Raw genomic sequence first — 20,310 nt, 5'->3', positions numbered from 1 at the left:
TTCCTTCACAGTCCGGTAATGCGCCGCACCAGCGGGAAGTACCAGCGGTACGGCAAGAGTGACAGCAGCTTCATCGGCCGCGTGAAGCGGCGCGGGAAATCGATTTCGAACGCGGTGCCGGCATAGCCCTTGAGTATGGCCTGCGCCGCCTGTTCCGGCGTGATCAGCGCCGGCATCGAGAAGTCGTTGCCCGCGGTAAGCGGCGTGGCGACGAAGCCCGGATTGATCACCCTCACGCCGATGCCCTTCGGCGCCAAATCCAGGTACAGGGTTTCGGCGAAATTGATCAGCGCGGCCTTGGTCGGGCCGTAGATCAGGGATTTCGGCAGGCCGCCGTAGCCGGCCACGCTGGCGACGAAGGCCAGCTGGCCCTGCCCCTGCCGCAGCAGGCAGGGCATGAGGCAGGCGGCAAAGGCAATGGCGCCGCCCAGGTTGATGTCGATCATGCGGCTGGCTACATCAAGGTCGAGCTCCCAGGCCCGCATCGGCTGATAGTCGGCGGCAAGATAGATCGCCACATCGACGCCGCCCCAGCGGTCGATCACGCAGGCGCAGGCCTGCGCCAGGCTGGCCGGATGGGCAGCGTCGCATGGCAGCACCAGCGCATCGGCCGCGTCGGGCGCAGTGCCGGCGAGTTCATGCAGCATGCTTTCCTTGCGCGCCGACAGCGCCACCCTTGCGCCACGTGCAAGCAGCTCGCGCGCCAGCGCCGCGCCGATGCCGCTGGACGCTCCCATAAGCCAGACCCGCTTGCCGCGCCAGTCCGTAATCGCCGGGTTCATGGCGCCGGCCGCTTCATGAAGCTCAGCGTGACATCGCCGACATGGATGCCGAACTTGCTGACCGCCGAGCGGTTCAGCATCACCTTCTCGTCGAACAGGAACATCCAGTCGTCGACATCCACATTCCATACCCTGCCATCGACCGGCAGCGCCAGCACATAGCGCCAGTGCAGCGCATTGCCCGCGGTCTCGCCGCGCGCCGGTCCCACCACATCATCGGCGCGGCCGACGAAGCCGCGCTCGCCGTCGCGGCTGATGGTCCAGACCCGGCGCGACGTGGTGCCGTCGGACCAGCTGAAATGTTCATCCAGCGTGCCCACCTGCTGGCCGTCGCGCTCGGTCCAGCTGGCCTCGATCACCACATGGAAGCGCTTGACGACTTCGCCCGAGCGCGACTGGAACATGCCCCAGCCATCCACGGTGCCGTTGAAATAGCGCGGCAGGTCCAGCACCGGCTGGGCGGCCTGGTAATGCGCCACCGGCACGCCGGCGCAGCCGGCCAGCAGCATGCAGAGGGAAGCGATGGCAAGCAGTTTCTTCATGTCCGGATCTCCAGGGTCGAGCGCCAGCGCCACGCAAGCGCGGCGGCCAGCAGTTTGAGCAGCAGCGGCAACAGGCAATAAGCGGTAATCAGCGCAGCGCGGGCGTTGGGCCCGGTGCTGCCGGGCTGGTAACCCAGCCATGCCAGTGCCGGCAATGCGATACCGGCGGCCAGCGCCAGGTTGAGCTTGGCCACCAGGTTCCACCATCCGAAATAGGCGCCGGCCTTGGGTGCCTGCCGCGTGCCGGTCTCGGCCTCGGCATCGGCATCGGCAATGTCGGCCAGCAGCGCCGCCGGCAGCGCCAGATCGGCGCCGAGCGCCAGGCCCGACAGCAGGCACACCAGGGCGAATGCCCGCACGTCGCCCGCGCCGATGCCAAGCGCGCCGGTGAAGGCCGCCGCCGCCAGCAGCATGCCCAGTGTCCAGGCGCGCATGCGGCCCAGGCGCCGCGCCAGCCTCACCCACAGCGGCAAGCCCAGCGCGCCAGCCAGGAAATACAGGGCCAAGAGCGGCCCGCTCCATTGCGGCGCCTGCAGCACATCGGCAACGAAGAACAGCACCAGCGTGGCCGGCAGCGCGCCGGCAATGCCATTGACGGCAAACACCGCCAGAAGCCGCGCAAAGCGCGGGTTGCGCCATGCCCGGCGCATGCCGGCGGCCAGCGGCGCCGGCGCTGCCACCGCGGCGCGCCGCAGCGGCGCCGGCGCACCGCGCCAGGCCAGCAGCGCAGCGCCGAGCACCAGCAGCGGATAGAGCCAGGCCAGCAGCGACAGGCCGCGCGCCAGGTCGGCCGACAGCAGCCCCGGCAGCGCCGCCGCCAGCAGGATGCCGAGAAGGCCGAAGCCTTCGCGGCTGGCGGTCAGGCGGGTGCGTCCGGCGGCATTGCCGCCGACTTCCGTGCCCCAGCTTTGATGGACGATGGTGGCCAGCGAGAATCCGAAGAAGGTCAGCAGCATGAACAGCAGGAGCCAGGCGGCGGCGCCCTGCGCCGGCGGATGCATCAGGCCGAACAGCCCGCCGGCCAGCATCGCCAGCGCCAGCGCCAGCGGCAGGCCGCGCCGTTGCATGCGGTCGGTCCAGGCGCCCAGCAGCGGATCGACGCCGGCATCGGCCAGGCGCGCCGCCAGCAGCAGCGCACCCAGCATTTCGAGCGACAGTCCGGCCTGCGCATAGCGCTGCGGCAGGTGGACGTAGAGCGGCAGGGCCGCCATCGCCACCGGCAGGCCGAGCACGCCGTAGCACAGCGTCTGGCGCAGGCCGGGCGCAGCGTCGCTCATGCGGGCTTTCGCGGCGGCTGCAGCAACTGGCTGCGCAAGGCCGGGCTGCGGCTGTCTGGATGCAGCCAGATGGCGAAGAACCAGCGGCCGAATTCGCTATCGGTCAGTTGGCCACGCAGACGGTCCTGATGAAAGAAGCGCACGCCCAGGCCGGGAATGAGGACGCCGGTAATGGTGTCGCCCTTCTGCACATCGGGAAACAGGCGCTGCAGTTGCGCCTCCCATGCGGGCAGCCGGGCCGGGTCGGCGCCCAGCCTGCGCATTTCCTCCATGGTCGTCTGCACCAGGCGCGTGCCGGGGATGTCGCGCCGGTACTCCAGGCGCAGGGCCAGCGGCGCCTGCCCGGCATCGTTGCCGGCCACATACAGCGTGGCCTGGTAGAGGGCAATGCCCAGCCAGCGCATTTCGCCGCTGCCCCAGCGGTTCCAGGCGTCCGGCGCAACGCCGGGGTTGTCCCGGATGGCATCGGGCAGCGCCAGCGCCGGCCCGGCCGGGCACAGCAGCGCGCAGGCAGCGATGGCGGCCGTGACGGCATGACGCCATTGCGCGCGCATGGCAGCCGCTGCCGGCCAGCCGTTCATGATGCGTGCCGCAGCTCGAACTGCATGACGTCGGTGCAGCCGCTGTTGAAGCCGGCTTCGCAGTAGGCCAGGTAAAAGCGCCAGATGCGGTGGAAGCGCTCGTCGAAGCCCAGCGCGGCCACCTCCGTCCAGCGCTGCTCCACGCTCTGCGCCCATGCAGCCAGCGTGCGCGCATAGTCCGGGCCGAAGGCATGGCTGTCGCTCAGTGCCAGCCCGGCGCGGCTGGCCTGCCCGGCAAAGGCCGATGGGCTGGGCAGCATGCCGCCGGGGAAAACATGCTGCTGGATGAAGTCGGTGCCGCGCCGGTAGCGGGCAAACAGGTCGTCGCGTATGGTGATGCTCTGCACCACGGCGCGGCCGCCTGGCTTCAACAGTCGCTGCAGCGCGTTGAAGTAGGAAGGCCACCAGCGCTCGCCCACCGCCTCGAACATTTCAATCGACACGATATGGTCGAACTGCTCTCCACCGAGGTCGCGGTAGTCGCAGAGCAGCAGCTTGACCTGGCCGTCCAGGCCGGCGCGGCGCATCCTGTCCTGCGCATACGCCAGCTGCGCCGGCGACAGCGTTACGCCCACCACCTCGACGCCCGCCTCGCGCGCCGCCACTTCGGCAAAGCCGCCCCAGCCGCAGCCGATCTCCAGGATGCGCTGGCCGGGCACGGCGCCCAGCCGCTGCAGGATGCGGCGGTACTTGGCCAGCTGCGCCTCGGCCAGCGGCCTGGCGGCGTCGCCCTCGTACAGCGCGCTGGAATAGCTCATCGTGGGATCGAGCCAGAGGCTGTAGAAATCATTGCCCAGGTCATAGTGGGCCATGATGTTGCGGCGCGAACCGGCCCGGCTGTTGTCGCGCACCAGATGGCGCAGGCGCGCCGCCAGCAGGCGCCACCATTGGCCGTACACGGCATGGGCGAGCGCATCGCGGTTGCCCGCCAGGAGCGTGAGCAAGGCGGCCAGGTCGGGGCTGTGCCAGTCGCCGGCGATGTAGGACTCGGCCAGGCCGATGTCGCCGCGCGCCAGCACTTCGTCGAACAGCCGCCAGTCGCTGATCTCGATGTGCGCATGCGGCCCGGCCTGCTCGTCGCCGAAGCAGCAGTGCCCGCCATCCGGCAGGCGCATGTCCAGCCTGCCGTGGCGGATGTTTTCCAGCATCTGCAGCAGCACGGCGGCACTACGCGGCAATGCGCCGATGGCGGCGGGCAGGCTGAGCATGTTTTCCGGTATGGTCATGGTTGTTTGTCGTTGAGCGGAGAAGGAGGTTGGCGGAAAAATGGCGCGCCCTTGCACCACAGCTTCAATGCCTGCCAGTGGATGCGCAGCACGATCAGGAGCGTCATGAAGGGATAGCGCAGCGCCGCGCGCAGCACGCCTGGCGCGTCCAGCGCCACGGCCTCGCCGGACACGGCGGTATGCAGCAGGTCGCCGGCGGCATCGGCATGCTCGATGCGGGCCAGCCGCCAGAACGGCGCGCCGTCGACGCTGCGGGCATAGAAGCGGAAGCGATAGTGGCCCTGCACTGCCAGAAACGGCGAGACATGGAAGGTCTTGGCCGCCTGCAGCGTCTCGCCCTCGGCCAGCGCTCTGCCGTCGCCATGGGCCAGCAGGTAGCGATGGCGCTGGCCGAAGGTGTTGCTGACTTCGGCCAGCACCGCCACCGGCTTGCCATCGGCCGCATGGCAGAACCAGAAGCTGACCGGACTGAACACGAAGCCCAGCATGCGCGGAAAGCATTGCAGCCAGATTTCGCCGTCGGCATGCAGGCCCGACTGCGCCAGCAGCGAGCGTATCCATGGCAGCGGGTGGCTGCCGTCGCGGGCGCCGTGGTCGGCGTAATGAAAGCTCAGCAGGTTGAAACGGTTGATGGAGAACAGCCGGTTGGCGCTGGCTTCCAGCGCCGACAGCGGCAGCAAGCAAAAGCAGACCGGGTAGACGAAGCGGTTGACCACCGGCCGCAGGCGGCGGTGCATCACCTGCCCCATGAACAGCCGCGCCGCCGGCTTCATGCCGCCTGCGCCAGTTCCGCCTGAGCGGGCTGGGTGGCGGCGTCAGCCTGCCACGGCGCATGGCAGCCAAGCGCATTGGCTACCCGCAGCGCCGATTTCAGGCCGTCTTCATGAAAGCCATAGCCATTCCAGGCGCCGCACAGCCAGATGCCGTCACGCCCCTGGCGCAGCGCCAGCTCTTCCTGCGCCGCGATGGCGGCGCTGTCGAACAGCGGATGGGCATAGTCGAACTCCGCCAGCACGGTGTGGGCAGCCGGTTCGCGCCGTGGATTCAGGGTGACGATGACCGGCGTGTCGAAGGGCAGCGGCTGCAGCCGGTTGAGCAGGTAGGACACGCCCACGGGCGCGGCGTCCGACACATCGCTGGCGGCCTGGTAATTCCAGGCTGACCAGAGCGCCCGGTTACGCGGCAGCAGGCGCGGGTCGGTATGCAGCACGGCGCGATTGGGCTGATAGGAGATCGCGCCCAGCAGGCGGCGTTCCTCAGCGCTGGCATCGGCGCCCAGCAGCGCCAGCGCCTGGTCGCTGTGGCAGGCCAGCACCACCTCGTCGTACAGCCGGCAGTCATGATCGGTTTCCACCAGCGCGCCGAATTCGACCCGGCGCACCTGGCGCACCGGCGTCGCCAGCCGGATATGGCCGATGCCGGCCGCCAGCCTGCGCACATATTCCCTGCCGCCGCCGACGATGGAGCGCCACTGCGGCCGGCCGAACACCTGCAGCAGGCCGTGATTGCGGCAGAAGCGCACGAAGGTCGCCAGCGGATAGTCCAGCATCTCTCCTGCCGGGCAGGACCAGATGGCGGCTGCCATGGGCAGCAGGTACCAGTCGGCGAAGGTTTGGGAATAGCCGCCGGCGCGCAGGAAGTCGCGCAGCGTCATGCGGCCTTCGGGATGGTCCTGCAGCCAGGCCACGCTTTCGCGGTTGAAGCGCAGGATGTCGGCCAGCATGCGCCAGAAAGCCGGCCGCACCAGGTTGCGCTTCTGCCCGAACACCGTGCCCAGGCTGCTGCCCGCCCATTCCAGGTCGGGCTGGTCGAGGCTGACCGCAAAAGACATGTCGGTTGCCACGCTGTCGACCTGGAGATGGTCCAGCATGGCGGTCAGGTTTGGATAGGTATGGTGGTTAAATACCAGGAAGCCTGTGTCGACCGGATGGCTGATGCCGTCGACCGTGACATCCACCGTGTTGGTATGGCCACCCAGGTAATTGCCCGCCTCGTACAGCGTCACCTCATAGCGCTGCGACAGCAGCCACGCGCTTGCCAGCCCGGAAATGCCGGCGCCCACGACCGCTATGCGCCTGCGGGTCGGACCAACCTCCATCCTGTTTCCGGCGTCAACCGCCTGGCCTGACATCGTATTTTCCATGCCTGCTCCCTTATCTTTCACATCATCATCTTTTTCTCGCCCGCTTTGTCCATGACAAAGCAGGATGCAACAATAGCCCTGCGCTTCCATGCACTGGACAGCATGGAAGGCGGCGGATCTTCAATTGGTTATACGGCTGGAGCAAGCATTCGGATGCAAAAACTCTGCAAACCGGGAAACCTCTTTGTCATGGACAATCATGCCCACGCTGGCTAATATAGACACGCCTCAATTTCTTGTCAACAATTTGTCCAGGACAAAATGAGTTCTACACATCAGCTGCGACCGGCGCTAGGCATTACTGCGACGGAGCGGGAAACGGGATTGTCCAAGGACATACTGCGCGTCTGGGAACGGCGTTATGGCTTTCCCAAGCCGGATCGCGACGCGCATGGCGAGCGGCTCTACCCTGCCACCCAGGTCGATCGCCTGCGGCTTTTGAAGCGCCTGATGGACCAGGGCCATCGCCCGGGCCGCCTGATGGCTGCCAGCGAGGAAGAACTGCAGGCCCTGGGCGTGGCGGCTGCCGCGCCGGCGCGGCAGCCGATGGCCGCCGACCCGTTGTCGCAGCAACTGCTGGCGCTCGTGAAAGGCCACGACGTGCCGCAACTGCGCAGCGCCCTCAACCAGGCCATGCTCCGCCAGGGCCTGCAGGACTTCGTGGTCCAGACACTTCCGGCATTGAACCGGGCAGTGGGCGAGGCCTGGATGAGCGGTGAATTCGAGATTTTTGAAGAGCACCTCTACACCGAGCAGGTGCAGGCACTGCTGCGACAGGCGATCGCCACCCTGCCGGCGCAGCAGGCCGGCAGCCCGCGCATCGTGCTGACCACGGTGCCCGAGGAGCAGCATGGACTGGGCCTGCTGATGGTGGAGGCGCTGATGGCGCTGGACGGCGCCACCTGTGTCTCGCTGGGCATTCAGACGCCGCTGTTCGACATTGCCATGGCGGCGCGGGCACAGCATGCGGATGTGGTGGCGCTGTCGTTTTCAGGCGCCTATGCAGTACGCCAGGTGGCGCCCCAGCTGGCGCAGCTGCGCGCCCTGCTGCCGGAAAGCGTCGAACTCTGGGCCGGGGGCGCCGGCGTCGAGCGGCTGCAGCCACAGGCTGGCGTACAACTACTTCCCTCGATACAGCATGCACAGGAGGCGCTCGCCGCCTGGCGCGCTGCCCGCACCGGCAGCACGGGCGACATCACGCCGGCCGCCTGAGCAGGCCACCGTCCCCGAACAGCGAGCCGCCGCGCCGCACCGCGTCCTGCACCGCTGCGAACATGGCGGCGCGGTCGGCATACACCGCTTCGACGAATGCCTGGGGCGCGGTGGTGTCCGGATCGTTGCGGGCGCTCCAGCCCGACATTTCCAGGAGGACCGGAATCAGGCCGAGTCCCTTCTCCGTCAGTGTATAGACCTCGCGCCGGCGGTCATTGGCATGCGGCTCGCGCACCAGGATGCCGCGCTGTTCCAGATGCGCCAGGCGCGCCGCCAGCACATTGGTGGAAATGGCTTCATCCGACGACAGGAATTCCTTGTAGGTGCGCTTGCCCCAGAACACGATGTCGCGCACGACCAGCAGCGACCAGGCATCGCCAAAGGTCTCCAGCGCAAAATTCACCGGGCAGTGCGACTTGTTTTCAGAACGTTTCATGCGGCAATCTTAACATGCTTGCATAATGCAAGCGAGTTGATATACTCGATGCCAAGCCACGCCTATTCGCAGGTCACGTCATCCGTCCATCGGAAGGCGCCTTCCAGCAGCATCCATGCAGCCAACGGGAGCAATGCCATGCAGATCCAGCCCTACCTGTTTTTCGAAGGCCGTTGTGAAGAAGCGCTGATGTTCTACCGCGATGTGCTCGGCGCCGAAATCACGCAGCTGATGCGCTACAGCGACAATCCCGACCCACCGCCCGGCATGCTGCCGCCCGGCTCGGAAAACTGCATCATGCATGCCAGCATGCGCATCGGCGACAGCACGGTGCTGGCCTCCGACGGCAACTGCTCGGGCACCACCGGTTTCAACGGCTTCTCGCTCACGCTCAACGCCACTACCGACGCCGAGGCGGAACGCCTTTTTGCCGCGCTGGCCGAAGGCGGCCAGATCCGCATGCCGATGGCGCCCACATTCTTTTCTTCCCGCTTCGGCATGCTGGCTGACCGCTATGGCCTGGGCTGGATGGTCCTCGTCCCTGCCTGAAGCGCCGTCGATTTCCCCCCCAACACCAAAAGGACTACCGCCATGCGCTTCATGATGCTGATGATCCCCAGGGGCTACGAAACCGCCGCCGCAGGCACCATGCCCGATGCGAAGGCTGTCGAAGCCATGATGAAGTACAACGAGGCGCTCAAGGAAGCCGGCGTGCTGCGCGACCTGAACGGCCTGCATCCGCCGGCCGCCGGCGCCCGCATCAGCTTCGAGGGCGGCACGCCGAAGGTGACCGAAGGCCCCTTCCCCGGCGTGCAGGAAGTGCTGGGTGGTTACTGGATGATCGACGTCGCCTCGCGCGCCGAAGCCATTGCCTGGGCCAGCCGCTGCCCTGCCTCGGGCAATGAAATCATCGAAGTGCGCCAGGTACAGGAATTCGAGGAATTCCCGCCCGACGTGCAGCAGGCCGCTGCCGGCTTCCAGGAAATGCAGGCCGGCGCGCGGCCGGGCTGAGCCACGGGCCGGGGTAGCCGACACAGGCGGCGCCCGGCCGCCGGTCATCTGCAGAGTGCCGGCAAGGCCGATGTGGTCTTGCCCGCCGAGTCATCACGGCCAGGCGCATGGCATTCCCATTTCTGCCTCTGGCACCCAGCACCGGGTACTCGCCGCCTTCCTGATTGCACAACCTGCTTTCTCGTCCGCCGATCACCGCCGCTGGCACAGGCGCCCCGGTCCGATCAAGCGCGTCCGACGCCGGCTTGCTGCCACGCCGCTTCGCCCTCTATGATGCCCTGCCGTGTCGCGCAAGCCCGCGCCGCGTACGTCATAACAAACAAGGAGACATGGACAATGAATGCCAAGGATATTTCCACCGGAACCGACATCCTGATCGACGCAACCCGCCTGCATGCGCTGGTCTGCGCGCTATGGGAGCAGGCAGGCAGCGAACCGACCGAAGCGCGGCTGGTGGCCGACCATCTGGTGCAGGCCAATCTGTCGGGCCATGACTCGCATGGCGTGGGCATGATTCCGCGCTATCTGCGCTCGCTGCAGGACGGTGAACTGAAGCTCAACATGCATGCGCAGATCGCGCGCGACGCCGGCGCGGTGCTGACGGTCGAAGGCGGACGCGGCTTCGGCCAGGTGGTGGCCCATGAAGCGATGCAGGCCGGCATTGCCCGCGCCGCCCAGCTCGGCATCTGCGCGGTGGGGCTGCGCAACGCCCATCACATCGGCCGCATCGGCCACTGGGCAGAGCAATGCGCGCAGGCCGGCATGGTGTCCTTCCACTTCGTCAACGTGGCTGGCGACCCGCTGGTCGCCGCCTTCGGCGGGATCGATGCGCGCATCGGCACCAATCCGTTCTGCGCCGCCTTCCCACGCGCCGGCAAGCCGCCGCTGGTGCTGGACTTCGCTACCAGCCGCATTGCCTTCGGCAAGACCCGCGTGGCCTATAACAAGGGGCACCAGGTGCCGCCCGACAGCCTGATCGACCATGCCGGCCAGCCCAGCAACGAGCCGCGTGTCGTGCATGAAGACCCGCGCGGCTGCCTGCTGCCCTTCGGCGGCCACAAGGGTTACGGCATGGCCGCCCTGTGCGAGATCCTTGCCGGCGCGCTGTCGGGCGGCTTCACTACCCATGAGGACACGCTGATGACCAACAGCGCCATCATCAACTGCATGATGTCCGTCATCGTCAGCCCGGCCGCCTTCGACGCGCCCGATGCCCAGGGCGAAGCCGACGCCTTCATCGACTGGCTCAAGGCATCGCGCCGGGCGCAGGGCGTGGACGAGGTGCTGCTGCCGGGCGAACCGGAACTGGCGCGCTGCGCCGAGCGCAGCGCGCATGGCACGCCGGTGGACAAGGCAACATGGAAGCAGATCAGCGACACCGCGCGCGCAGTGGGCATGACGGATACCCGGATTGGGGAACTGGCAGGGGTTGCAGCCGGCTGAACCGGCCGGATGGCGCTGCATTCCAGGGCGCCGGTTGCCTCAGGCAGCGAGCAACCAGCGCCCTGGCTTTTTTAAGAATTAAAGCGGACTCGAATCCGCCTCAGCGTGCCAACCTGGTCTTGAGCTGTTCGTGGACCTTGTCTTCCCACTTGTTGGCGAATGCGTCGACGGCAAACTTGTTCTTTGCCACCACTTCCACCTTGGTCTGGTTCGGGCTGTCGGCCTTGTCGACAAAGATGGCGATGTTCTCGCCCACGCCCACGCCTGGCAGCGCCCTCAGCATCGGCACCTTGCTCTGCGCCACCACGTAGCCCGTTCCCTTGTGATAGCCCTCTTCCTTCAGGCCGAGGTCCTTCAGCACTACGGGTATCGTGTTCCACACCTTGTCCCAGGAGGCATCATAGACGCGTACCTGGCCCGTACCCTGTCCGGCGCGGGCGTCGGCGAGCGTAGTGCAACCGGAGGCGGAAAACAGCAGGCTGACGGCCAGAAATCCGGCGGCTAACGGCTTGAACATGGGAAGTCCTTTTCGAAACAGGTTGATCAGATGCAGACGACGCTGGCAGAGCGTGCGCCTTCGATAATCGACATCGACGCAGTAACTATTATCACCGCGCAACAGCATGCATGACAAATGATCAACAATGTAGTGTGTCCTGACTAACAGCGCATTGCTCTGAGTCAAGCACAGCGATAGTAATCAACCAAGCGGCATTCCCAGCGCCTTTTCGAATTCGGCGCGCACGATGCCATAGCATTCGCAGGACATCTGTTCCAGCATCGTCCGGTCGACGATCTTCATCTGGCCGCGGGTATATTCAATCAGCCCGGCCTTCTGGAATTCCCCCGCCACCATGCTGACGCTGGGCCGGTGCACGCCGAGCATGGTCGCCAGGAATTCCTGGGTCAGCGAAAATTCCTCGCCCCGCACCCGGTCGTGCATGATCAGCAGCCAGCGCGCAAAGCGCTGCACGATGGTGTGCATGCGGTTGCAGGCAACCGATTGCGACACCTGCGACAGATAGCCATGAAAATACCGTTCCGCCAATAACCTCAAGGCAGTCTTCCCCTTCACCGCCGCCCGGAAGTCATGCGCGCTCATGCGCAGGCTGGTGCCCGCGACCTGGCATACCCCGGTCTCGATGGCCGTGCTGGCGCCGATCAGCAATTCCACGCCCGACAAGCCCTCATTGCCCACCGTACCCACTTCCACTGCCGAACCGTTTTCCAGCATGATCAGATTGGAATGCGCCGAACTGCAGGGAAAATATACATAGGAAATCGGGCGGCCGCGCTCGTAGAGAACCTCCTTGAGCTGGGTTCTTACCAGTTCCAGCCGCGGCGCAATGCTGGCGTATTCTTCAGCTGACAGCCTTGCCAGGATACGGTTCTGGCAAGTGTGCCCTTCGCTCATCGACTGATACATCGTATTTCTTGATCGTTATAAGTAAGGCGTTGACGTATCAAATCACGACTGCAGATCATTGATCGGCTATGGCGTAATCGACAAGATGCTTGTATTTGATTGCGCTGTCCCAATCGAACTCGCCATGGAATGTCGTCCGCCTCGCATTTTTAAAGTGAAGCGGCATGCTGAGGCTTGGCGCGGCGGATGTCAGTAAGGATGCTGACATATGTGTGGCCGGAGGAAGACATTTTGCAAGGCGGCGACATTGCCCATCACGGAGGCGGCTGCAATGCGCCAGCACGCTTGCAGCGATATCGCATACACCTGTCAGCCTTTGATCAAGGCCTGCTTTCAAAGAAGGCATTGCGAATTCATTCAGAGCGCGTGAGTCAGACAGGGCATCTGCACGGCTTGTGTTCAGGAGCACGTTAAAAGCCAAGTCGTCAGTGAGCGCAGCTGCATGGAGGCTCGGGAGCGCTGTTCTTTCTGTTTCAGGCTGCGGCCATTAATTCCTGAAAAGGATACGGAGAATGAAGAAAGGAAATTCCAATTGGGACGGCACCTGATTGTTTCTGGAATAAATGCTTTTATTTATAAAAAATGTTTCGAATTTTCAATTATACTGAAAGTATCTATTTGATAATTTCCAGTATTTCGATCCTCAGCTCAATTCCAGAAAAACGTCTTACAAGAAAATATGGAGAGCCAACTCAACCTACTTCTTGACATCTACGATAGTGCACAACACTGCACGATTCCGGACTTCAACCAGCATGCGTTGAATAAATTCAGGAATGTACTGCAATTCGACTCCGCGGTCATTGTCGATTTTTCCGCGATACAGCAGCAAAAGTTCATTATCCAGTCAATTCACCTGCACGATGCGCCTGTCGAAAAGATGCTGGACAGGCCAAAGGCAATGGGCACCGAGAGCCTGAACAGGAATGGCGCGCTGAGCAGCCGTGATTTCGTGCTGAAGAAGGCATTGGCCGAGCGTGGCAACAGCGTCATTGCCAACCTCACGGAGGGCGTGTCCGACCCCGACATACTGGATTACTGCCGCAAGTATGAAACCGCCCATTCCCTGACATTCGTGTCAAGCCAGCCGACCATCCATACGGTGCCCACCATCGCGCTCTGGCGCGCGGTCAAGACCAATCCCTATTCCGAAAAAGACGCCCATGCGGCAAACATGCTGCTGCCGCATATTCTTCAGGCCAAAAGAATCAATGGCCGTCTCAATGTATCTTCTTCCCCGACAGCAGACGGCAGTTCAACTGCACTGGCCACGCATGACGGCTGCCTGCATTTTGTGGATCCGGAGGTAATTCGGCTGATTCAACTTGAATGGAAGGAATGGACGCCGCCGCTTTTACCGCGTCCTTTGATCGACTCGCTAAGGCAGAACAATGAAATGATGTTCGTCGGCACATCAATTCAGGTAAAAGCGTCCGTGCAGGGCAATGTCATCTGCATGACCATTACCGAAAAGCGCAAGCATCCGATACCGCTTTCAATGGCAGAATACCGCGCCGCCAGGCTTGCCGCGGAGGGATTGAGCTACAAGGAAATTGCCAGGCAACTGGATATATCCCCCGCCACCATTCGCAATCAATTGCATTCGGCCTACCGGAAATTAGGCGTTTCCAATAAAACCGCATTGAGAAACGCGCTTCCTGATTTGGCCTGATAGAACATCCGTCCTATGGATGTTCTATCCCTCAAGCCCTAGGATTAACAAAAGACAATTCCGTTCAGCCTTGTCAAATGCTGTTCGCCGCAACAGGTTTTTTGCCTATCCAATTGAGGAAATTCATGCATAAAGCAGCAGCCATTGCCGTTCTCCCCTTTTTCCTGGCCGCCTGCGGCGGCAGTAGCAGCAACAACGGCGACAGCAGCAATGCGTCAGGCTCCGGCGCCAGAGCCGGAGCCGGTGGTAATGCCATTACGCTGAGCGGACTGGTCAGCGACGGCCCGATCGCCGGAGCCCAGGTCTGTCTCTTTTCCGATGGCGTGCTGGTGAAAAATGCGGCCGGCGCTGCCCTCTGTTCCAGCGACACCGATGCAGAGGGCAATTACACGATCGCGATACCGAACGATCTCGCGCCTGGCTTCCTGACCCTGGTTGCCAGCAAAGGCAGCAATATCAAGCTCGCCTCGGCGCTGGGCACGCTTGCGCAGGTCATGGAGGCGGCGGGCGGCGGCACTACTGTGACAGCATCCAGCCTGCCTTCCGCCCGCATCTCGCATTTCACCACCGCAGATTTCGTTCTGGCCGATATCAATAACGACGGCACCGTGTCCAAGGCCGAAATCGATGCCTACGTTCCCGATTACACGAAAATTCGCCCTGCGGCAGTGGTCGTCAAGGCCGTGATTGACTTCGGGCAGGCCGGTTCGCTGCTTGGCAGCCAGGCCAGCAACACGCTGCTGCTGGCGTCAGCGGCAGTCAGGGGCCAAACCTTGGGCACAACCAGCAAGACAGCGACGCAATGGGTAAACGATGCAGCCAATGCCAGTGTCGTCAGCGCTGTCGACCAGGATCTGGCAAACGCAATGGCGGCCAATTTCGCGAGCTACCAGTTTTCCACCAAGGTGACTTCCTTTCACGTTCCGTCTGCCGTCAGCTTCAATAATGGCTCAAGCATTTTCTGCGAAATCAATACCAGCAATGAATCTGTGATTGTGGACATTGCGGTCGACGCGTCGCGCGGCATTTTCGTGCTCAGGCATGACGGCATCCAGACCGTGGGAAGCTACAACCCGAAAACCGGTGCGGTCAGCCTGACGGAACCGGATCCACTCGCGGTTTCCATGATGACTTCCCAGGTCACCTATTACGCGGAAGGCTATTTCAAGCTGAACGGCACACTCGATATTTCAGCTGGAAAGTTCACGGGCAACTACGCTGAACTGTCTGCGAACACCTGGTCATTGGACGCCACGCGCCAGGAATGCACGGCGGCAGGAAGCGTGACGGCAACCAGGTTGTAATTGCTTCAGCAACTGTCTTCGTCGGCATCCGGTGCCGGCGATGCACAGGCCATCCGAGAAAACGGATACACGCCATGCCATCACTTTGCAGGGCCATGCGCTTCAGGCGGTTTTTGCAATGCGATTTCCAAGAAAAGAACAATGAAAAAGAATGTCTGTGCCTCCTTGATGCTATTGGCCCTGGCCGCCTGCGGCGGCAGCAGCGATCCGGGTGCTTATAAAGCCACCACGGCCGGACCAGGCTCCTCGGTTGCATCGGCGGAGACCGCGGCAGCCCAGGGAACAATCCGGTATGCCCAGTATCAGGCGACGAATACTGTGATGTCGGACAAAGGCTATGCCGTCCCTTCACTCAGTGCGGCGGTGAATTTCGATCCCGCATCGAAAAAAGGTTCAATCCAGTTTCCCGTTGCAGCAGGAACGGAACTGGTATCCACGTCGGATGCCTACGCGACGGTATCATGGGCTGGGCCCTTGTCGAGCGGGGCGTACCGGTTCAATGGCAATCTGCTGATGGGCTGCAATGCATCCGCCTCCACCACGAATGAAGTCACCCAGGTATTTGCATCGAGTTCTCTGGAACGCGTGCAGAACGGGTCCGTGGATGACCTGTCGGGCACTACCTTTGATGTTTTCGATTGCGCGCTGCTCGCACAATCGAAAGTGGAAACATTGAAGATCAATACGGATGGCACGTTATATATGTCGATCACGAACTCGACCCTCCCGAAGAACCAGGCGTTTGACCTGCTCAATCCTGAACGATATCCAGGCATCCTGATTGCCAACGCAAATGGCAGGGGAAGCGGCGCCTATTCCGGCCAGGCATTCCGTTACGGTGTCAACGGGGTCACCCGATACGCCATCGTGCTGCAGTCGAGTGTGGGAAGTGACGGCATTGCACCCTATCGCTTCCATTATTTCCTTGCGGTGCAACGATAAGCCGATGCGCCGGGACCGTCTTACTTAGTCGATGCTGAACAATTCTACTTTTCAATAAGCCGGAGTCATCGGCCGACAGGATTTAAGCTTGTTAATGATGAGCCGGATGTTATGTCCAGCGCCGCAAAGCACTGCATGCATGGCATCGCCCAATGCCCCTTTAAGCCAATTACGCCCCAGCTTACCGTCGTTCTTCATATGGCCGATGATGGGTTCAATAGCGCTGCGGCGCTTGATCATCGCCTTGAGGCCTCGCGTGACACCGTGTCGCTGGCCTGACTTCCAGATCTGCACCCCGTCGACCTCGATACCGCGATAGCCGCGGTCGACGAATGCCATCAGCGGTTTGACCTCGGAGAGGATTTCGGCCTGCTCCAGCGCCTCGTGGAGCGTATGGCCATCGTAGGGATTGCCTGGCATGGAACGCGCGCCGACCACCAGACCTTCTTTCAACGTAGTGACGATTGACACCTTTACGCCAAATTCATACGGTGTTCGGGCCTTGCCCTTGGCAATGCATTCCACTTCAGGCGCATGTAGCGCATACAACTTGTTCTTGTCTTTGCGCAGTTGCGTCAGGATGCGGCCAGTCCGCGACAGCAGGTCATCGAGTGCCTTGCGCTGCGGCAGGCACACCTGGTCCAGCTGACGTGCGATATCGCGGTGAACTCGTCCCACTCGTGAGTGTAGGGTACGCAAGGCTGCACGCATGCGCCGGAACTGTTTGGCATGGGCATAGCGGCTAATCTGCTGCACCAGGCGGGGCGCTTCACGGTTGTAATTCTGACGAAGACGCAGGCTGCACTGGCGTGCTGCCTTTACCAAGTGTTCACGACTGCGTTCCAGCAATGCCGAATCGGTTGGATAGGCAATTGCCTTCTCCATGACTGTCGTATCGACAATCACTCGCTGCATACTCGACGGCTTGATCACATTGGCGCGTTTGGCTGCTTCGATGCTTTGCGCCAGCAATTCCTCCATGCCGACTTCGCCTAAACGATTGCGCCAGCGCGACAGGCTTGACGGGTCGATGGGTGGCTCAGTCTGCAAATGTGTCTCGCCGGTGAACACCTGCCAATATGGGTTCTCCAGCCAGCCGGCGACGACCTGTTCATCGGAGAGATTGAATGCATGCTGCAGGTACAGGAGGCCGGCGACAAGCCGTGGCCGCAGGATTGGGCGCCCCGGCCCGGGCTGAAACGGCTCGGTCGCGACGCGGTCAATGGCGGCCCAGTCGATCATGTCGGCCAATTCCACGAGAGGATGGTGCAGGTCGATATGCTCCCGCAGCGGGTACCCCTGCGTGTTGCTGTGCTGGAAAATACGGCGTTTCCTGCGCATGGAAACCTCCGCCAAATTTGCAAGGAAAAGGCCAGTTATAGTGGCTGTTCCTGCAAATCTAACACTGACCTATCTCAGCCAAGACCGCATCCGTGCTGGGCGTTCGCTATATTTCAGCGCCGACTACTTATCACGCCGCACGAAACACCGACTAGCCATGGCAGCAGGATATCGTTCCCCTCATCCCTTTCGCGCTGGCGTCGCGGCCCTCCTGCTTACGCTGGCAGGTTGCGGCAAAGGCGAGCCATCAGAAGCCGAGATATTCGACACCCTTAGTGATTTCGGACCGACGAAAATGCTGCTTGGGGATCTGGCAATGATGCGGGCAGATGCAAGAAAAACTGGATGTGAAGATGCCGGAGAAAATACGTACAGATGCGGGGTGACTGCAAAAGCGGGAAAAGGGCTGGTGTTGAAGTATCTCTTTATCAGGGTTGATGGCAAATGGCGGGTGCTGCCCTGAGCCCTGAGTCCTGATTGGATCGTCCAGCGAGCGGCCATCGGAATCCCTGAAAATGAAAAGCCAACCTTAAACAGGTTGGCTTTCTTTATTCTGGTGGGCCTCCCGTGAGTCGAACACGGCACCAACGGATTATGAGTCCGCTGCTCTAACCAAGCATGAGCTAGAGGCCCAATTGGGTGGCAAGCATGGCTTGCCAAAACTGCACGACCCTTGCTCAGGGCCGGCAGCATTGTACAACGAAAAGTGCAGCCGATTAACTGCCTTCGAGGAAACTCTTTAGCTTGTCCGAACGCGACGGGTGACGCAGTTTTCTTAGTGCCTTGGCTTCTATCTGGCGGATCCGCTCACGTGTGACGTCAAACTGCTTGCCCACTTCTTCCAGGGTGTGATCGGTCGACATTTCGATGCCAAAACGCATCCGTAACACCTTGGCCTCGCGTGGTGTCAGCGAATCCAACACGTCTTTCACCACACCCCGCATCGAGGCATGCAGGGCGGCATCGGAAGGCGCCAGTGTGTTGTTGTCCTCGATGAAATCGCCCAGATGCGAGTCGTCGTCATCGCCGATTGGGGTTTCCATCGAGATCGGCTCCTTGGCGATCTTCATGATCTTGCGGATCTTGTCTTCCGGCATTTCCATCTTGATGGCCAGCGTCGCCGGATCCGGTTCCGCGCCGGTTTCCTGCAGGATCTGGCGGGAAATCCGGTTCATCTTGTTAATGGTCTCGATCATGTGCACCGGGATACGGATCGTGCGCGCCTGGTCCGCGATCGACCTGGTGATGGCCTGGCGTATCCACCAGGTGGCATAGGTCGAAAACTTGTAGCCGCGACGGTACTCAAACTTGTCTACCGCCTTCATCAGGCCGATATTGCCTTCCTGGATCAAATCCAGGAATTGCAGGCCGCGGTTGGTGTACTTCTTCGCAATCGAGATCACCAGGCGCAGGTTGGCCTCGGTCATTTCACGCTTGGCCTTGCGCGCCTTCATTTCGCCGGCGGCCATTTTCTTATTAATGTTGCGCAGGTCGGGCAGCGGCAGCACCACGCGGGCCTGCAGGTCGATCAGCTTCTGCTGCAGTTCCTTGATGGTCGGCACATTGCGGCCGAGTATGACGCTGTAAGGATGATTGCCGGCCACTTCGCCATCGATCCAGTCCAGGTTGGTTTCATTGCCCGGGAAGACCTTGATGAAATGGTTGCGCGGCATGCCGCACTTGTTGACTGCCACATCCAGAATCTGCTTCTCGATGTGCCGGACTTCATCGACCTGGCCGCGCAGGGTGTCGCACAGCTTTTCGACCACCTTGGCGGTGAAGCGGATGCCCAGCAATTCATTGGAAATGGCTTCCTGCGCCCGGACGTAGGCCTTGGAGTTGTAGCCTTCCTTCTCGAACGCCTTGCGCATGTTGTCGAACTGCTCGGCAATCACGCCAAACTTGCCCAGCGCGTCGCGCTTGAGCTGCTCGAGCTGCTCGGCCGAGAAGCCTGCGGCGCCAGCAGCAGTGCTGGCTTCCTCCTCTTCCTCGTCCTCTTCCTCGTCGCCTTCTTCCTCGTCTTCGTCGTCGGCGTCAGCGGCAACGACAGCCGGCGCAGGCGTCGCCTCGGCCTGGTTGTCGTCGACCAGGCCATCCACCATTTCGTCGATCTTGATCTCGTCCTTGGAGATGCGATCGGCGGCGGCGAGAATTTCGGAAATCGTGGTCGGGCACGCGGAGATGGCCTGGATCATGTCCTTCAGGCCGTCTTCGATCCGCTTGGCGATCTCGATCTCGCCTTCCCGGGTCAGCAACTCGACCGAGCCCATCTCGCGCATGTACATGCGCACCGGGTCAGTGGTGCGGCCGAAGTCGGAGTCGACGGTTGACAGCGCCGCCTCGGCGGCGGCTTCGGCGTCGTCGTCGCTGGCGGCCGACGCCACGCTGTCGGACAGCAGCAGCTGTTCCGCATCCGGCGCATGCTCGTAGACCGCGATGCCCATGTCGTTGAAGGTGCCGATGATGCCTTCGATCGCTTCCGGGTCGACGATGTTTTCCGGGAGATGGTCGTTGATTTCCGAATAGGTCAGGAAACCGCGCTCCTTGCCGAGCTTGATCAGCGTCTTGAGCTTTTGCCGGCGGCGCTCGAGTTCTTCTTCGCTGGCCTCGGTGTCGGACGAGAAGGCGTCTTTCAGCAACGCCTTTTCCTTGGCCTTGCGGTCGCGCGCCTTGGCCTTGTCGGCCGCCTTCAGTTCGGCGCGTTCGACGGCATTCAGCGCGGCGACTTCCTCGTTCTCCGGCTGGAAGTCCTTGGGCTTGCGGCCACGGCGGCCTGGCACTTTCACGCCAGGCAGCACGTAGCCGGACGTGTCGATCGCGGCAAGCGTTGCCGCGTCGGTGGTCTGGCTGACAGTGCCCATGGCCGGGGATACGGATGTCTCTTGCCTGGTCTCGACAGGCGCTGCCAGCTTGGCGGTCTTTCCGGCGGCTTTGGATTCGGTTTTCTTGGTTGTCACGGGAGCTTTCAAATG

At 62.4% G+C, this 20,310-nt stretch carries 21 protein-coding genes and 1 tRNA gene; 8 read left to right on the top strand and 14 right to left on the bottom strand.

Features of this window, described 5'->3' with window-relative positions; all coding sequences use genetic code 11:
* Positions 1-5: 5 nt before the first annotated feature.
* Genes KTQ42_RS00420 through KTQ42_RS00390 form a run of 7 tightly spaced genes read right to left on the bottom strand, consistent with a single transcriptional unit; the run spans position 6 to position 6,506 of the window.
* Complete coding sequence (locus tag KTQ42_RS00420) at positions 6-782, bottom strand: SDR family NAD(P)-dependent oxidoreductase (RefSeq protein ID WP_217343698.1); 777 nt, start codon at positions 780-782, stop codon at positions 6-8.
* A complete protein-coding gene (locus KTQ42_RS00415) occupies positions 779-1,324 on the bottom strand; it encodes a DUF3833 domain-containing protein (protein ID WP_217343697.1) in 546 nt (181 codons plus the stop codon). The genes KTQ42_RS00420 and KTQ42_RS00415 overlap by 4 nt, the downstream gene beginning before the upstream one ends.
* The gene (locus KTQ42_RS00410) at positions 1,321-2,601 is read right to left on the bottom strand and encodes an MFS transporter (protein WP_217343696.1); all 1,281 of its coding nucleotides are present in this window, start codon (positions 2,599-2,601) and stop codon (positions 1,321-1,323) included. Before KTQ42_RS00410 ends, KTQ42_RS00415 begins: the two co-directional genes overlap by 4 nt.
* Positions 2,598-3,182 carry a chalcone isomerase family protein gene (locus KTQ42_RS00405; RefSeq protein ID WP_217343695.1) on the bottom strand — a complete coding sequence of 195 codons (585 nt, stop codon included), beginning with the start codon at positions 3,180-3,182 and terminating at the stop codon, positions 2,598-2,600. Before KTQ42_RS00405 ends, KTQ42_RS00410 begins: the two co-directional genes overlap by 4 nt.
* A complete protein-coding gene (locus KTQ42_RS00400) occupies positions 3,179-4,408 on the bottom strand; it encodes a cyclopropane-fatty-acyl-phospholipid synthase family protein (protein WP_217343694.1) in 1,230 nt (409 codons plus the stop codon). Before KTQ42_RS00400 ends, KTQ42_RS00405 begins: the two co-directional genes overlap by 4 nt.
* Positions 4,405-5,181, bottom strand: a complete 777-nt coding sequence (locus KTQ42_RS00395; protein WP_217343693.1) for a DUF1365 domain-containing protein — start codon at positions 5,179-5,181, stop codon at positions 4,405-4,407. The genes KTQ42_RS00400 and KTQ42_RS00395 overlap by 4 nt, the downstream gene beginning before the upstream one ends.
* The gene (locus KTQ42_RS00390; protein WP_217346753.1) at positions 5,178-6,506 is read right to left on the bottom strand and encodes an FAD-dependent oxidoreductase; all 1,329 of its coding nucleotides are present in this window, start codon (positions 6,504-6,506) and stop codon (positions 5,178-5,180) included. Before KTQ42_RS00390 ends, KTQ42_RS00395 begins: the two co-directional genes overlap by 4 nt.
* A gap of 369 nt (positions 6,507-6,875) precedes the next feature.
* Here KTQ42_RS00390 and KTQ42_RS00385 point away from each other — a divergent pair, with 369 nt between their 5' ends.
* Positions 6,876-7,763 (top strand): MerR family transcriptional regulator, encoded by an 888-nt coding sequence (locus tag KTQ42_RS00385; RefSeq protein ID WP_249222593.1) that lies wholly within the window; start codon positions 6,876-6,878, stop codon positions 7,761-7,763.
* Here KTQ42_RS00385 and KTQ42_RS00380 read toward each other — a convergent pair.
* A complete protein-coding gene (locus KTQ42_RS00380; protein WP_217343691.1) occupies positions 7,747-8,199 on the bottom strand; it encodes a helix-turn-helix domain-containing protein in 453 nt (150 codons plus the stop codon). The genes KTQ42_RS00385 and KTQ42_RS00380 overlap by 17 nt on opposite strands.
* Before the next feature lie 138 nt (positions 8,200-8,337).
* On the opposite strand from KTQ42_RS00380, the gene KTQ42_RS00375 reads away from it, so the two are divergent.
* From KTQ42_RS00375 to KTQ42_RS00365, 3 genes are all read left to right on the top strand, one after another.
* Entirely contained in the window at positions 8,338-8,748 is a 411-nt protein-coding gene (locus KTQ42_RS00375; protein ID WP_217343690.1) for a VOC family protein, read from the top strand.
* A 42-nt stretch (positions 8,749-8,790) separates the two neighbouring features.
* Positions 8,791-9,210 (top strand): YciI family protein, encoded by a 420-nt coding sequence (locus KTQ42_RS00370; RefSeq protein ID WP_217343689.1) that lies wholly within the window; start codon positions 8,791-8,793, stop codon positions 9,208-9,210.
* 336 nt (positions 9,211-9,546) lie between these two features.
* Positions 9,547-10,653 (top strand): malate/lactate/ureidoglycolate dehydrogenase, encoded by a 1,107-nt coding sequence (locus tag KTQ42_RS00365; protein ID WP_217343688.1) that lies wholly within the window; start codon positions 9,547-9,549, stop codon positions 10,651-10,653.
* 100 nt (positions 10,654-10,753) lie between these two features.
* Here KTQ42_RS00365 and KTQ42_RS00360 read toward each other — a convergent pair whose 3' ends face one another.
* From KTQ42_RS00360 to KTQ42_RS00350, 3 genes are all read right to left on the bottom strand, one after another.
* Positions 10,754-11,170, bottom strand: a complete 417-nt coding sequence (locus tag KTQ42_RS00360) for a hypothetical protein (protein ID WP_217343687.1) — start codon at positions 11,168-11,170, stop codon at positions 10,754-10,756.
* Between the two features lie 183 nt (positions 11,171-11,353).
* Positions 11,354-12,079 carry a Crp/Fnr family transcriptional regulator gene (locus KTQ42_RS00355; protein ID WP_217343686.1) on the bottom strand — a complete coding sequence of 242 codons (726 nt, stop codon included), beginning with the start codon at positions 12,077-12,079 and terminating at the stop codon, positions 11,354-11,356.
* Positions 12,080-12,134: 55 nt separating this feature from the next.
* Entirely contained in the window at positions 12,135-12,425 is a 291-nt protein-coding gene (locus tag KTQ42_RS00350) for a hypothetical protein (RefSeq protein ID WP_217343685.1), read from the bottom strand.
* Positions 12,426-12,758: 333 nt separating this feature from the next.
* On the opposite strand from KTQ42_RS00350, the gene KTQ42_RS00345 reads away from it, so the two are divergent.
* The 3 genes from KTQ42_RS00345 to KTQ42_RS00335 all read left to right on the top strand — a co-directional run bounded on the left by KTQ42_RS00345 (position 12,759) and on the right by KTQ42_RS00335 (position 15,997).
* A complete protein-coding gene (locus tag KTQ42_RS00345) occupies positions 12,759-13,751 on the top strand; it encodes a helix-turn-helix transcriptional regulator (RefSeq protein ID WP_217343684.1) in 993 nt (330 codons plus the stop codon).
* Between the two features lie 125 nt (positions 13,752-13,876).
* A complete protein-coding gene (locus KTQ42_RS00340; protein WP_217343683.1) occupies positions 13,877-15,055 on the top strand; it encodes a hypothetical protein in 1,179 nt (392 codons plus the stop codon).
* A 141-nt stretch (positions 15,056-15,196) separates the two neighbouring features.
* Positions 15,197-15,997: a hypothetical protein gene (locus tag KTQ42_RS00335; RefSeq protein WP_217343682.1), complete on the top strand. Its 801-nt coding sequence runs from the start codon at positions 15,197-15,199 to the stop codon at positions 15,995-15,997.
* Between the two features lie 51 nt (positions 15,998-16,048).
* Here the strand turns inward: KTQ42_RS00335 and KTQ42_RS00330 are convergent, their stop codons facing one another.
* Positions 16,049-17,338 carry an IS5 family transposase gene (locus tag KTQ42_RS00330; protein WP_217343681.1) on the bottom strand — a complete coding sequence of 430 codons (1,290 nt, stop codon included), beginning with the start codon at positions 17,336-17,338 and terminating at the stop codon, positions 16,049-16,051.
* Between KTQ42_RS00330 and KTQ42_RS00325 the strand changes: the two genes are divergently transcribed.
* Positions 17,337-17,801: a hypothetical protein gene (locus tag KTQ42_RS00325; protein WP_217343680.1), complete on the top strand. Its 465-nt coding sequence runs from the start codon at positions 17,337-17,339 to the stop codon at positions 17,799-17,801. The two genes, KTQ42_RS00330 and KTQ42_RS00325, sit on opposite strands and share 2 nt — an antisense overlap.
* 91 nt (positions 17,802-17,892) lie before the next feature.
* Here the strand turns inward: KTQ42_RS00325 and KTQ42_RS00320 are convergent.
* Together KTQ42_RS00320 and rpoD are read right to left on the bottom strand one after the other, a co-directional pair.
* Positions 17,893-17,971, bottom strand: a tRNA-Ile gene (locus KTQ42_RS00320).
* Between the two features lie 83 nt (positions 17,972-18,054).
* Complete coding sequence (gene rpoD / locus KTQ42_RS00315; RefSeq protein WP_349292107.1) at positions 18,055-20,295, bottom strand: RNA polymerase sigma factor RpoD; 2,241 nt, start codon at positions 20,293-20,295, stop codon at positions 18,055-18,057.
* Positions 20,296-20,310 lie beyond the last annotated feature (15 nt).

Origin of the sequence: Noviherbaspirillum sp. L7-7A (assembly GCF_019052805.1) — a bacterium.
In the GTDB taxonomy this organism is placed as follows: Bacteria; Pseudomonadota; Gammaproteobacteria; order Burkholderiales; family Burkholderiaceae_D; genus Noviherbaspirillum_A.
Note: the sequence above shows the minus strand (reverse complement) of the source record. Positions and strands in the feature narration are given on the sequence as shown.

Coding starts and splice junctions, on each gene's coding strand:
- KTQ42_RS00420 (WP_217343698.1), bottom strand. CDS start 782: ATGAACCCGGCGATTACGGACTGGCGCGGCAAGCGGGTCTGGCTTATG.
- KTQ42_RS00415 (WP_217343697.1), bottom strand. CDS start 1,324: ATGAAGAAACTGCTTGCCATCGCTTCCCTCTGCATGCTGCTGGCCGGC.
- KTQ42_RS00410 (WP_217343696.1), bottom strand. CDS start 2,601: ATGAGCGACGCTGCGCCCGGCCTGCGCCAGACGCTGTGCTACGGCGTG.
- KTQ42_RS00405 (WP_217343695.1), bottom strand. CDS start 3,182: ATGAACGGCTGGCCGGCAGCGGCTGCCATGCGCGCGCAATGGCGTCAT.
- KTQ42_RS00400 (WP_217343694.1), bottom strand. CDS start 4,408: ATGACCATACCGGAAAACATGCTCAGCCTGCCCGCCGCCATCGGCGCA.
- KTQ42_RS00395 (WP_217343693.1), bottom strand. CDS start 5,181: ATGAAGCCGGCGGCGCGGCTGTTCATGGGGCAGGTGATGCACCGCCGC.
- KTQ42_RS00390 (WP_217346753.1), bottom strand. CDS start 6,506: ATGGAGGTTGGTCCGACCCGCAGGCGCATAGCGGTCGTGGGCGCCGGC.
- KTQ42_RS00380 (WP_217343691.1), bottom strand. CDS start 8,199: ATGAAACGTTCTGAAAACAAGTCGCACTGCCCGGTGAATTTTGCGCTG.
- KTQ42_RS00375 (WP_217343690.1), top strand. CDS start 8,338: ATGCAGATCCAGCCCTACCTGTTTTTCGAAGGCCGTTGTGAAGAAGCG.
- KTQ42_RS00370 (WP_217343689.1), top strand. CDS start 8,791: ATGCGCTTCATGATGCTGATGATCCCCAGGGGCTACGAAACCGCCGCC.
- KTQ42_RS00365 (WP_217343688.1), top strand. CDS start 9,547: ATGAATGCCAAGGATATTTCCACCGGAACCGACATCCTGATCGACGCA.
- KTQ42_RS00360 (WP_217343687.1), bottom strand. CDS start 11,170: ATGTTCAAGCCGTTAGCCGCCGGATTTCTGGCCGTCAGCCTGCTGTTT.
- KTQ42_RS00355 (WP_217343686.1), bottom strand. CDS start 12,079: ATGTATCAGTCGATGAGCGAAGGGCACACTTGCCAGAACCGTATCCTG.
- KTQ42_RS00350 (WP_217343685.1), bottom strand. CDS start 12,425: ATGCCTTCTTTGAAAGCAGGCCTTGATCAAAGGCTGACAGGTGTATGC.
- KTQ42_RS00345 (WP_217343684.1), top strand. CDS start 12,759: ATGGAGAGCCAACTCAACCTACTTCTTGACATCTACGATAGTGCACAA.
- KTQ42_RS00340 (WP_217343683.1), top strand. CDS start 13,877: ATGCATAAAGCAGCAGCCATTGCCGTTCTCCCCTTTTTCCTGGCCGCC.
- KTQ42_RS00335 (WP_217343682.1), top strand. CDS start 15,197: ATGAAAAAGAATGTCTGTGCCTCCTTGATGCTATTGGCCCTGGCCGCC.
- KTQ42_RS00325 (WP_217343680.1), top strand. CDS start 17,337: ATGGAAACCTCCGCCAAATTTGCAAGGAAAAGGCCAGTTATAGTGGCT.
- KTQ42_RS00330 (WP_217343681.1), bottom strand. CDS start 17,338: ATGCGCAGGAAACGCCGTATTTTCCAGCACAGCAACACGCAGGGGTAC.